The following is a 13,446-nucleotide window of genomic DNA, read 5'->3' on the forward strand; positions in this document are numbered from 1 at the left end:
TAGCTAATTATAATCCAAAAGCTTTTTTTACAGGCTCAATAAAATCTAATTTTTCCCAAGTAAATAATTCCACTTCAACAGTTTTTGATAAACCTCCCGGAGCATTAAATGTTTTGGTAACGGTTTCGGGAGTTCTTCCCATGTGACCATAAGCAGCCGTTTCACTGTAAATTGGATTTCTCAATTTCAAACGTTGTTCAATAAAATAAGGACGCATATCAAAAATGCTTTCTACAATTTTACTGATTTCGCCGTCTTTCAAATTTATTTTTGATGTTCCATAGGTATTCACATTAATTGAAGTTGGTTCTGCAACACCAATAGCATACGATACTTGCACTAAAATTTCATCTGCAACACCGGCAGCAACTAAATTTTTAGCAATATGGCGAGTAGCATAAGCAGCACTTCTATCTACTTTTGAAGGATCTTTTCCTGAAAAAGCACCACCTCCGTGAGCTCCTTTTCCACCATAGGTATCTACGATGATTTTTCTTCCGGTTAAACCGGTATCTCCGTGAGGACCACCAATTACAAATTTCCCGGTTGGATTAATATGGTATTTAATTTTGTCATTAAATAAATGAGCATATTGAGGATTTTTAGCAATAACCCTTGGAATCAAAATATCAATGATATCTTTCTTTATTTTAGCTAACATCGTTGGTTCATCTGCAAAGTCATCGTGTTGAGTAGAAACTACTATGGCATCAATTCGAACCGGTTTGTTATCATCAGAATATTCTAAAGTAACTTGCGATTTTGCATCGGGACGCAAATAGGTGATTTCGTTGTTTTCTCTACGTAAATCTGCTAAATCTTGTAACAATTGGTGAGATAATTTCAGTGCTAAAGGCATGTATTCTGCTGTTTCATTTGTGGCATAACCAAACATCATTCCTTGGTCGCCTGCACCTTGTTCTTCTTTGCTTGCTCTGTCAACACCTTGATTAATATCGGCAGATTGTTCGTGAATAGCTGATAAAACTCCACATGAATTGGCTTCAAACATATACTCACTTTTGGTGTAACCAATTTTTTTGATTACTTCTCTTGCAATGGTTTGAACATCTAAATAAGTGTTTGATTTTACCTCACCGGCAAGAATTACTTGACCTGTTGTAACCAATGTTTCACAAGCTACTTTTGATTCTGGATCAAATGCCAAAAAATTATCGATTAAAGCATCACTAATTTGATCTGCTACTTTGTCCGGATGTCCTTCACTTACAGACTCTGACGTAAATAAATAAGCCATAAATACAATTTAATTTTAACTGAATTTCTTCAGGATTAATACTATAAGATAGCGAAAAAACTAGATTGCACGAAAATAACTAAAGAAGAATTCTGCTTTAGCATTTTTTTACGAGGTTGCAATCAGTACAAATTTTTCCTCTTTTTAATTGGTTGCAAATGTATGGAGGTTTTTATTAAAATAAAAATTATATTTTTCATTTGCATTTTTGTTTGTACACTGAAAAGTTAATTTGTAATATTTTTTCTTCAATTGTTTGATTTTAAAAAAAAAACATTAATTTTATGTCTTAAAATATTAAACTTTTGATTTATGAAAAAACTATTACTCTTAAGTATTTTTGCTTTCTCAATTTCTTCAAACTCCCAAACAGTGTTGTTTGAAGAAAACTTTGACGCTTATGATGATTTCATTATTGATGGAATCGGGGATTGGACAAATACAGATGTTGATTTAAGAAACACTTACGGTTTTCAAGGGGTTACCTTTGCCAATACTGGTGTAGCAAAATCATTCCAGATTTTTAATTCAACAACAACTGCACCGCCATTAACACCTTCCGCAACAAGTGATTGGTCTGCCAGGTCTGGTCAAAAAGCTGCTGTTTGTTTTGCAGCTGTACCAGGAGCTGGTATTAATGCTAACAATGATTGGTTGATTTCGCCTCAGATTCAATTAGCTGCTTCGGGCAATACTTTAACTTTTTGGGCAAAGTCATGCGATACAGGATTTGGACTTGAAAAGTTTAAAGTAGGTGTTTCTACTACAAACAATCAAACAGCAAGTTTTACGTTTATTACCCCTGCACCTCATGTAGTTAATCCTGCAACAGCTCAATGGGTAGAATATACTTATAGTTTGGACGCATATCAAGGACAAAATGTCTTTATTGCAATTAATTGTGTTTCAGATGATCAGTTTGGTTTTGCAATAGATGATTTTCAAGTTACAACTACATTGAGTACACAAGATTTTTTTGCAAACAACTTAAAAGTATATCCTAATCCAACAAAAGATATTCTTAATCTTTCTTCTTCTACAACATTAATTAATAGTGTTGAGGTTACAGATTTAAACGGAAGAATCGTTAAATCATTTAACTTAAATGGAATTGCTCAAACAGAATTAAACGTGTCTGATTTAACTTCAGGTATGTATTTTGTTTCGGTTGAAACAGATTTAGGAATCGGTTCTACTAAAATTGTGAAGAATTAAATTATTTAATATATAGGATTTAAAAGTTCGGATTTATCCGAACTTTTTTATTTTTGTTAAAACGCTCTATTGTATCTTATTTTATTTTAATTTTGGAAATCAATTTATAACTATTAATTATGAAAAAACTACTACTTTCTACTTTAGTTCTTTTTGGAACTGTGTCTAGTGTAAATGCTCAATTGTTTCAAGCAGACAATTTTAATGCTTACACTCTTGGAAATTTAGGTACCGATCTTACTGGAGAAGTAGCCGGTCAAGGAGATTGGTTAACTTTTACATCAGGAACTGGAGGTGCAAATACAGATTTCCAAATTGTAACAGAAGTTGGTGAAAACGCAAATGTTCTACAAATTACAGGATCATCTACAACTGAAAACAAATTTGCTTGGAAAGAAGCGGTTGAAGGTGCATGGACAGCTAGAGAAGCTGGAAATAATGTGCTAAAAGTGAAAACTGATTTTTTTACAGGCGGACCAACTACAAGTGCAAACACTTATAGAGTTTTAATTTATGGAAGAACAGTAGCTGATCCTGAAGCAACGCCTTTATTAATCGCAGGATTTAATTTAGTTGCATCAACAAAAATTTTGCAAGGTTTGTGTTATTTAAATAATGCGGGTACATTAAATACTTATTTAATAAATTTTGCAACTGGCGGTTTGGTGGTGCCTTCAAATTCTTGGATTGATATGGAAGTGATTTATAACCAGACTACAGGAAGAGTTAGTTGGGTTAGTACTGCAGCAAGTGTTGATGGTTATTATGATGGTGCTGCTGCGAATTTTAATATCATCGAAGTTGATGTAGCGGTTATTGGTGGTACTGGAAATACTGTTTCATCACTTTTCAAAGTTGATAATTTTATTGTAGGAGCAGTTGCTACAGAAGATGATGTTCTTTCAACTCAAGAAAACATAATTGTTGATAAAGCTTTTAAAGTTTATCCAAATCCGGCAAATGATATTTTTAATATTGAAAGTAATTCAGCCATTGAAAATGTAACTTTAACTGACCTTAACGGAAGAACTGTAAAAAACATCAACGTTAATTCTTTGTCTTCAACAGAAGTAAATATTTCTGATTTAACATCAGGAATGTATTTTGTAACTGTACAAACTGATAACGGTTCTGGTTCTACAAAAATCATCAAAAAATAATTGATATAAAATATCAAGTTTAAAATCCGGACTTAGTTCCGGATTTTTTTAATTTATTTTTCTAAACAAATTAAATAGTATAGAATTAAAATCTATTAAACCATTTATAAATAATAAAATTTAGAAAAATAATCTAAAATATTTTTTTATTTAGAAAATATTTCTACATTTGCCAAATCAAAATCTGAATAATGAAATTTACAATTTGCAATATGTGTTGTCGTATGATGTGGAAATCTCCGCAGAGGAAACCTATTGCATAATTTTAAATTTTTTAAAATAAGTACAATTGAACCTCTGCCCAAAAGCAGAGGTTTTTTTATATAAATATCTCACCAACTCAGAACCTCAGTAACTCAGCAACTAAAAAAAAATGAACACTACAAAAAAAATAATTATGAACCGTATGATGATGCACATGTGTTGTATCACAATCCCTCATTGCCAAAAGCGAAAGACATAATCTAGTTATAACTTGTTTAAAGTCCTTTTGGTAAGCCATCCAAAAGGACTTTTTTTATCCAAAAATCTAATAATCTAAAAATCGAATAATCTTAATACTTAATACATTAATCTTAATACTTAAAAAAATGAGCACACAAAAATTCTCCACTAACGCATTACACGCAGGACACGATGTAACCAAAAACGCAGGAACAAGAGCCGTCCCAATTTATCAAACCTCTTCGTATGTATTTAATAACTCTCAACACGCAGCCAATCTTTTTGGTTTAGCCGAAGCCGGTTTTATCTACACACGACTAAACAACCCTACCAACGACATTCTAGAACAACGCTTAGCAACTCTAGAAGGTGGAATAGGAGCTGTAGTCACCGCATCAGGAACTGCCGCCATCGCAACAACCTTCTTAACGTTATTAAAAGCGGGTGATCACATCGTTGCTTCCAACAGTTTGTATGGCGGAACATACAATTTGTTAAGTGTAACCTTACCAAGGTTAGGCATCACCACCACATTCGTAGATCCATCCAATCCGGAAAATTTCACCAAAGCTTCGCAAGAAAACACTAGAGCTTACTTTGTTGAAAGTCTTGGTAATCCAAAATTAGACGTACTCGATTTAAAAGCCATTTCAAAAGAAGCAAAAGCGTTCAAAGTGCCTTTTATTGTTGATAATACCGTGGCAACTCCTTATTTATTAAACCCAATTCAACACGGAGCAGACATCGTTATTCATTCCTTAACCAAATACATTACCGGAAACGGAACGTCTTTAGGCGGAGTCATCATCGATGCCGGAAATTTTGATTGGAGCAACGGAAAATTCCCAGAATTCACAGAACCTTCAGCAGGTTATCACGGATTAAAATATTATGAAGTTCTAGGAGCAGCCTCGTTTATCGCTAAAGTTCGAATCGAAGGTTTACGCGATTTCGGTGCGGCATTAAGTCCCTTCAACGCTTTTCAAACCATTCAAGGATTGGAAACGTTAGAAATCCGAATCAAAAAACATAGCGAAAATGCATTGGCATTAGCCCAATGGTTGCAAAGTCAAGAACAAGTAGCGTGGGTAAATTATCCAGGTTTGGAAACTTCAAAATACAAAGTTTTAGCCGATGAATATTTACCTGAAGGAAAAAGCGGTATCGTCACATTCGGACTCAAAGGCGGATTTGAAGCAGCCAAAAAAGTAGCCGATGAAACCAAACTATTCTCGCTTTTAGCAAATATCGGAGACACAAAATCATTGATTATTCATCCGGCAAGCACCACGCACCAACAATTGTCTGATGCCGATCAAGAAGCAACCGGCGTTACCAAAGATTTAATTCGTCTTTCCGTCGGATTAGAAGACATCGAAGATTTAAAAGCCGATTTAAAAGCAGTATTTCAAACCATAAAAACCCCTCAATTAACCTAATTATGAGTCAGAAAATAGTAAACGTATTGGGCTATGCCAAAGCCAATAATCAATTTGTTGTAAAAGCACAAAATTTTGATGTTCGAATCAGTAAAAATGAAAATTTTCCCGAGTTAGAAGGGCCAAGTCCTTTGGAATATTTGCTCGCTGGTTACGCCGGTTGCATCAATGCAGTTGGAAAATTAGTAGCAAAAGAACAAGGTATAACTTTAAAATCACTTCAAGTTGAAGTTTCCGGAACCCTAAGTTTAGACAAATACCAGGGAAAAATTAGCTATGAAAGAGCCGGATTCAAATCAATTCAGGTCGTGGTTAAACCTACTTCTGATGCTACTTTGGAAGAGTTGAAAAATTGGATTGAAGCCGTTGAAAATCGCTGTCCCATTCAAGACAATCTGATTAATCCCACTCCGGTTGAGCTGACTTTATTAAAAGAATTCTCAACCACAGAAGCAGCATAATACAACTTTTATGTTTGTATAGGTTTTGTTTGTTTGTTTGTTTACAACTGTCTTTTTTCCACGTTTGAAAAAAGACAGTTTTTAAAAAAAGCTAGAAAAGATTACTATGAAAAATTTAAAAAAAATAGATTTATTTAATTTCAATTTAGAAATTGGAAAAGTCAGACCCTATATTCCGTTGTATTTCGAAACCTTCGGACAACACGTCGGTTCTGCACCGGTAGTTTTGGTCAATCACGCCTTAACCGGAAATTCAACCATCACAGGCGAAAACGGTTGGTGGAATGATTTAATCGGCGAAAATAAAAGCATTAATACGAATGATTTCACCGTCATCGCTTTCAACATTCCCGGAAACGGATACGATAATGTTTTCGGAAATTTAATTTCTGATTACAAAGATTTTACCATTCGTGATATCGCAAGAATTTTTTGGGAAGGATTATTTCATCTCAATATCGATGAACTTTTCACAGTCATCGGAGGAAGTTTAGGTGGAGCTATTGCTTGGGAAATGGCCGCACAACATCCAACCAAAATCCAAAACCTGATTCCAATTGCAACCGACTGGAAAGCAACTGATTGGGTGATTGCGAACGTACTCATTCAAGACAAAATTCTCAATAATTCCGATGATCCAATTGCCGATGCTCGTTTGCACGCGATGTTGTTGTATAGAACACCGCAATCCATAAATCAACGCTTTCAACGCAAACAACAGAACGTTTTTGAAGTTGAAAATTGGTTATCCAATCACGGTTCCAAACTAAAAAACCGCTTCCGATTATCATCCTATAAATTAATGAATCATCTGCTAAAAACAAATGATATTACCAAAAACAGAAAAGATTTTGTAACAGTCGCAAGCCAAATTCAAGCCAACATTCATATCGTTTCTGTCGATACCGATTATTTTTTTATTGCCGAAGAAAATCGTGAAACTTATCAAAACCTAAAAAAAATAAAAGAAAATGTTTTCTATCACGAAATTCAATCCATTCACGGGCACGATGCTTTTTTAATCGAATTCAACCAATTAGCCACTTTTTTATCACCCATTTTCAACACTCAAAACACTCAAAAATATGTCAACGCTTAGAATAAATGTCATCCTCTTCGGAATCGGAAACGTAGGAAGCACGCTCATCAATCAAGTTTTGGAAAGTCAGCAATTTTTTCTCGAAAAAAGAAACATCGATTTGCGATTTCCCATCATAACCAATTCAACCGTAGCATTCTTCGAAAAAGACGGCATCAAAAACCAATGGGAAAGCAATTTTCAATCCACCGCTTTTCCTTATTCAATCGAGGATATTGTCGATTATGTTCAAATCAATAACCTCGAAAATCTCATCGCCGTCGATGCCACTGCCAGCGAAGAGTTGATTAAATTTTACATTCCGCTCATTCAAAATGGATTCAGCATCGTCGCAGCCAACAAAAAAGCAAATACGTTGCATTCCGATTTCTACAAAGAATTACGTCGAAACCTTCAAAAATTCGACCAATCTTTTTTATACGAAACCAATGTAGGTGCCGGATTGCCCGTCGTTCAAACCATCAATGAATTATATCTTTCCGGCGAAGAAATCACTAAGATCAGAGGCGTTTTTTCCGGTTCGTTAAGCTATATTTTCAATCGATTTGGAAACGAAATCACCACTTTTTCTTCCATTTTAAAAGAAGCCGAAAAAACCGGTTACACCGAACCCGATTCCAGAGAAGACCTTTCCGGAAACGATGTCGCACGAAAATTACTCATCTTAGCCAGAGAAATCGGCATTCAAAAAGAATTTTCAGACGTGCAAATTTCCTCACTTTTATTACCCGATTTAAACGAAGAAAATACGAAAGCCGAGTACGCTTCCAACAAACAATTGCTCGATAAACCCTACGAAATCGCCAAAATCACCCAAGCGGAAAATCACGTACTTCGTTACGTTGGCGAACTCGATGTTATCAACCAAAAACTCGAAGTCAAACTCATTTCAATACCAATAAATTCAGCACTCGGACAACTCAAAGGTGCCGATAATCTCATCGAAATTTACACAAAATCCTATGGCGAAATCCCAATCGTCATTCAAGGTGCCGGTGCCGGAAAACAAGTCACAGCCAGAGGAGTTTTGAATGATATTCTCAAAATTGCCGAAAAAATCAAGTTAAAAGAATCTGTTTTTAATTAATTTTAACCAATTGATTAATTGCCAAAACCATTATTTACAGAATATTTTTCTGTCAAATAATAAATTTTAATAAAAAACAGAAAAATATTCTATAATCCCAAATTACTCATTATATTTGCCCCGTTCATACACATACTGATCGTTATCACGAAAGCCGGAGGGACTAGACCCTATGAAAGCTTAGCAACCCTGCAACTGTAGAAGGTGCTACATTCTATTCGCCATGGCGAAACAGATAACCCGTTTATTTCCTCTATTTCCTGATAATTTTTTTAGTTAGAAGCTAATCCCGCTTTACGCTGCAATTTTTTGCTGCATCCGGCTTTTTTTCTACGCTTAAAAAAGAGCTTCCGTTGGTCGCTTTTTTAAAGCAAGAAAAAATAGCCGTCTGCCACAAAAAATTTCCGCTACAATCGGGGCTAGGCGTCAGTGCCAGAATGAATGTTTAGATATTTTCAGAGAAATAAAAGTATGTCAACACAATCAAACCACAATATTGGAGTTCCCCCTTCGGGGGCTAGGGGGCTTACTCAAGCCATACAAGAAAGAATCCTCGTCCTCGACGGAGCGATGGGAACAATGCTGCAACGAAACAATTTCTCCGAAGAAGATTTTCGCGGAGAACGTTTCAAAGATTTCCCACATCCATTAAAAGGAAACAACGATTTACTTTCCATCACACAACCAGAAGCCGTAAAAGCCGTTCATCGAGCCTATTTTCAAGCCGGAGCTGATATTGTGGAAACCAATACCTTTTCAGGAACCACCATCGGAATGGCCGATTATCATCTCGAAGATTTGGTGTACGAACTCAATTACCAATCCGCCAAAATTGCCCGTGAAGTTGCCGATGAATTCACCGATAAACCACGTTTTGTAGCCGGTTCAATCGGTCCAACCAACCGAACTGCATCCATGAGTCCGGACGTAAACGACCCAGGATTTCGTGCCGTAACTTTCGACGATTTACGCATTGCTTACAAACAACAAGTAGAAGCTTTGATTGACGGTGGTAGTGATGTTTTATTAGTAGAAACCATTTTCGACACACTCAATGCCAAAGCAGCCCTTTTTGCCATTGAAGAAGTCAAAGAAGAGCGAAACATAGATATTCCGGTTATGGTTTCCGGAACAATTACTGATGCTTCCGGACGAACGCTTTCCGGTCAAACCGTAGAAGCTTTTTTAATTTCCATTTCGCATATCCCATTATTAAGCATTGGATTCAATTGTGCGTTAGGAGCCGACCAACTCAAACCATACTTGAAAAGATTAGCTCACAACACCCAACTCAATATTTCTGCTCACCCCAATGCCGGATTACCCAATGCGTTCGGTCAGTACGACCAAACACCGGAAGAAATGCAAGCCCTAATCCGTGAGTATTTGCAAGACAATTTAATCAACATCATTGGTGGTTGTTGCGGCACAACTCCGGAACACATCAAATTAATCGCCGAAGTAGCATCGGAATATAAACCTAGAACTTTAAACCTTGAATTACACTAATTTTCACCAAATGAATTTGTGAAATTTGTGCAATTCGTGGCAAAAAAAAATAAAATGGCAGAAGCTGATTGTAAAAAATATTTAAAATTATCCGGTCTCGAACCGCTTATCATAACTCCTGAAACGAATTTCGTAAACGTCGGCGAACGAACAAACGTCACCGGTTCACGGAAATTTCTTCGTTTAATCAAAGAAGAAAAGTACGAAGAAGCTCTTGATATCGCTCGAAATCAAGTTGAAGGAGGAGCCCAAATCATCGACGTGAATATGGACGAAGGAATGTTGGACGGCGTTTATGCAATGACCAAATTCCTAAATTTAATCGCCGCCGAACCCGATATTGCCCGAGTCCCGGTTATGATTGACAGTTCTAAATGGGAAATCATCGAAGCGGGATTAAAAGTCATTCAAGGAAAAGGAGTCGTCAATTCCATTTCGTTAAAAGAAGGAGAAGAAACCTTCATCCATCACGCCAAATTAATCAAACGATATGGTGCGGCGGTCATCGTGATGGCTTTTGATGAAAAAGGTCAAGCCGATAATTACGAAAGACGTATCGAAATTTGCAAAAGAAGCTATGATATTTTAGTCGATAAAGTTGGTTTTCCAGCGGAAGACATCATTTTCGACCCAAATATTTTCCCCGTTGCCACAGGAATGGAGGAACATAAATTAAACGCTTTAGATTTTTTTAGAGCGACTAAATGGATTCGTGAAAATCTACCAAATGCTAATATTTCAGGCGGTGTGAGTAACGTTTCTTTTTCTTTCCGTGGAAACGATAAAGTGCGTGAAGCCATGCATTCTGCTTTCCTTTATCACGCCATTCAAAACGGAATGACAATGGGAATTGTAAATCCAGAGATGCTTGAAATTTATGATGAAATCGACAAAAAATTATTAGAACACGTTGAAGATGTTTTATTAAACAGAAGAGAAGATGCCACTGAACGACTTTTGGAATTAGCCGAGAGTTATAAAGGGGATTTTAAAGTCAATGAAAAAGCGATTCAAGAATGGCGAAATGGCTCTGTTCAAGAAAGATTAACCCATTCATTAGTCAAAGGAATTGATGAATTCATTGAAATTGATGTAGAAGAAGCCAGAATAAATTCCACAAAAGCCATCGAAGTTATTGAAATCAATTTAATGGCTGGGATGAATGTCGTAGGCGATTTATTCGGATCAGGAAAAATGTTTTTACCACAAGTAGTTAAGTCTGCCCGAGTAATGAAAAAAGCAGTGGCTTACTTGCTTCCTTTCATCGAAGAAGAGAAAGATTCAACCGCTTCGTCTTCTGCCGGAAAAGTGTTGATGGCAACGGTTAAAGGCGATGTACACGATATCGGTAAAAATATTGTTGCTGTCGTTTTGGCTTGCAACAATTTTGAAATCATCGATTTAGGCGTAATGGTTCCGCCGGAAAAAATCATCGAAGCGGCTATTCGTGAAAACGTTGATATCATTGGTTTAAGCGGATTAATTACACCATCGTTGGATGAAATGGTTTATTTGGCGAAAGAAATGGATAAGTTAAACATCAAAATTCCAATTATGATCGGTGGAGCAACGACTTCTCGTGCTCATACAGCCGTAAAAATTGCACCTGAATATAAAGAAACCGTTGTGCACGTCAATGATGCTTCGCGAGCGGTTACTGTCGCTACAAATTTATTGCAAGCGGAAACAAAAACAGCCTACGCCAAAACAGTTCGAGAAGACTATGATCATCTTCGGGAAGGTTATTTAAATAGGAGTAGAGAGAAGAATTTCTTATCAATTACCGAAGCCAGAAAAAATAAATTACAACTCAATTGGAAAAATTACAATCCAACAAAACCCAATTTTATCGGAACAAAAACTATAGAAGTTGAATTATCCGAATTAGTTGATTTTATCGATTGGACACCGTTTTTTCAATCGTGGGAATTATTCGGAAAATATCCGGCTATTTTAACAGATGAAATTGTTGGACAACAAGCTTCTGATTTATTTGAAGATGCACAAAAAATGCTTCAACAAATTGTCAACGAAAAATGGCTTACTGCCAAAGGAATTTTGGGAATTTTTCCGGCGAATCAAATCAATGATGATGACATTGAAGTAACTCGCAACCCGCAACCCGCAACTTTCCTAACTTTAAGACAACAATCCCAAAAAACTGCCGGAGCTCCAAACATCGCTCTAGCCGATTTCATCGCTCCAAAAGAATTAGGAATTCAAGATTACATCGGCTGTTTTTGTGTCACAACGGGATTTGGTGTAGATGAAAAAGCATCGGAATTTGAAAAACAATTGGATGATTATAATTCCATTTTAGTAAAAGCGTTAGGCGATCGATTAGCGGAAGCTTTTGCAGAATATTTACACCTAAAAGTGCGAAAAGAAATTTGGGGCTATGCTTCCAATGAGAAATTATCTAATGAGGATTTAATCAAAGAAAATTACACCGGGATTCGTCCCGCTCCGGGTTATCCTGCATGTCCGGATCATTTGGAAAAACCAACCATTTGGAAATTATTAGATGTAGAGGAAAAAATAGGTGTAAAATTGACTGAAAGTATGGCCATGTGGCCAGCCTCATCGGTTTCAGGATATTATTTTGCCCATCCGGAAAGCAAATATTTCGGATTAGGAAAAATTAAAAAAGACCAAGTGGAAGATTACGCAAAACGAAGAAACATCAGTTTAGAAATGGCGATGAAATGGCTTTCGCCGAATATAGCAGAGTAAAAACCGTTGTCTGTTGTCCGTTATCAGTTAACAGACAACCGACAACCGATAACAGATAACCGAAAATGAAAGTAACCCAACATATCGAAAACGCCAACGGCAAACCCTTATTCTCATTTGAAATTTTACCGCCATTAAAAGGTCAAAATATTCAATCTATTTTTGATTCGATTGATCCTTTGATGGAATTTAATCCACCATTTATTGATGTCACATATCATCGGGAAGAATATGAATTCAAGGAATTACCAAGCGGATTATTACAAAAGAAAATTGTAAAAAAACGTCCGGGAACGGTTGGAATTTGTGCCGGAATTCAGAATAAATACGATGTAGATGCCATTCCGCATATTTTGTGTGGTGGTTTTACGAAAGAAGATACCGAAAATTTATTAATCGATTTGGATTTTTTGGGAATTGATAATGTAGTGGCATTGCGTGGAGATGCTTTAAAAAATGAAATTTATTTCAGACCCGAAAAAGAAGGAAATGAGTATGCTTCCGAATTGGTTACGCAAATCCACAATTTGAACAAAGGAATTTATTTAGATGAAGATTTACAAAATTCATCGTGCACCAATTTCTGCATTGGCGTTGCCGGTTATCCCGAAAAACACATGGAAGCTCCTAGTGTTGACAGCGATATTCATTTCTTAAAACAAAAAATCAAAAACGGAGCTGATTATATTATTACCCAAATGTTTTTTGACAATAAACGATTCTTTGATTTTGTTGCAAAATGCAGAGCAGCAGGAATTACTGTGCCAATTATACCCGGATTGAAACCCATTGCGACAAAAAAGCAGTTAAATTTGATTCCGCATCGATTCAAAGTTGATTTGCCTGATGATTTGATTATGGCCGTCGTAAAAGCAAAAGATAATGATGCGGTAAAACAAATCGGAATTGAATGGTGTACCGCTCAAAGTAAAGAATTGGTTGCAGCCGGAATTCCGGTTTTGCATTATTATTCGATGGGAAAAGCAGAAAACATCAAAGCGATTGCGAAGGAAATATTTTAAAACCAATTCTTTCATAATA

Annotated in this window: 10 protein-coding genes and 1 riboswitch; of the genes, 9 read left to right on the forward strand and 1 reads right to left on the reverse strand. The window is 36.1% G+C overall.

What is annotated here, in order from left to right:
- Positions 1-7: 7 nt before the first annotated feature.
- Complete coding sequence (gene metK / locus B4N66_RS01610; RefSeq protein WP_291091993.1) at positions 8-1,258, reverse strand: methionine adenosyltransferase; 1,251 nt, start codon at positions 1,256-1,258, stop codon at positions 8-10.
- A 312-nt stretch (positions 1,259-1,570) separates the two neighbouring features.
- Between metK and B4N66_RS01615 the strand changes: the two genes are divergently transcribed.
- From B4N66_RS01615 to metF, 9 genes are all read left to right on the forward strand, one after another.
- Positions 1,571-2,473, forward strand: coding sequence for a T9SS-dependent choice-of-anchor J family protein (locus B4N66_RS01615; RefSeq protein ID WP_291091994.1), 903 nt, complete (start codon positions 1,571-1,573; stop codon positions 2,471-2,473).
- Positions 2,474-2,592: 119 nt separating this feature from the next.
- Positions 2,593-3,633 carry a T9SS type A sorting domain-containing protein gene (locus B4N66_RS01620; RefSeq protein WP_291091995.1) on the forward strand — a complete coding sequence of 347 codons (1,041 nt, stop codon included), beginning with the start codon at positions 2,593-2,595 and terminating at the stop codon, positions 3,631-3,633.
- A gap of 590 nt (positions 3,634-4,223) precedes the next feature.
- Complete coding sequence (locus B4N66_RS01625) at positions 4,224-5,516, forward strand: O-acetylhomoserine aminocarboxypropyltransferase/cysteine synthase family protein (protein WP_291091996.1); 1,293 nt, start codon at positions 4,224-4,226, stop codon at positions 5,514-5,516.
- Between the two features lie 2 nt (positions 5,517-5,518).
- Complete coding sequence (locus B4N66_RS01630) at positions 5,519-5,977, forward strand: OsmC family protein (protein WP_291091997.1); 459 nt, start codon at positions 5,519-5,521, stop codon at positions 5,975-5,977.
- Positions 5,978-6,083: 106 nt separating this feature from the next.
- Positions 6,084-7,076 carry an alpha/beta fold hydrolase gene (locus B4N66_RS01635; RefSeq protein ID WP_291091998.1) on the forward strand — a complete coding sequence of 331 codons (993 nt, stop codon included), beginning with the start codon at positions 6,084-6,086 and terminating at the stop codon, positions 7,074-7,076.
- The gene (locus tag B4N66_RS01640) at positions 7,063-8,163 is read left to right on the forward strand and encodes an aspartate kinase (RefSeq protein ID WP_291091999.1); all 1,101 of its coding nucleotides are present in this window, start codon (positions 7,063-7,065) and stop codon (positions 8,161-8,163) included. The genes B4N66_RS01635 and B4N66_RS01640 overlap by 14 nt, the downstream gene beginning before the upstream one ends.
- Before the next feature lie 139 nt (positions 8,164-8,302).
- Positions 8,303-8,405, forward strand: a riboswitch (SAM riboswitch).
- Positions 8,406-8,733: 328 nt separating this feature from the next.
- Positions 8,734-9,672, forward strand: coding sequence for a homocysteine S-methyltransferase family protein (locus B4N66_RS01645; protein WP_414654073.1), 939 nt, complete (start codon positions 8,734-8,736; stop codon positions 9,670-9,672).
- A gap of 54 nt (positions 9,673-9,726) precedes the next feature.
- Complete coding sequence (metH, locus tag B4N66_RS01650; protein ID WP_414654071.1) at positions 9,727-12,405, forward strand: methionine synthase; 2,679 nt, start codon at positions 9,727-9,729, stop codon at positions 12,403-12,405.
- Positions 12,406-12,470: 65 nt separating this feature from the next.
- On the forward strand, positions 12,471-13,427 hold the full coding sequence (metF, locus tag B4N66_RS01655; protein ID WP_291092002.1) for a methylenetetrahydrofolate reductase [NAD(P)H]: 957 nt from the start codon (positions 12,471-12,473) through the stop codon (positions 13,425-13,427).
- Positions 13,428-13,446 lie beyond the last annotated feature (19 nt).

This window comes from Flavobacterium sp. UBA2787, from assembly GCA_002352205.1.
Lineage (GTDB): Bacteria > Bacteroidota > Bacteroidia > Flavobacteriales > Flavobacteriaceae > Flavobacterium.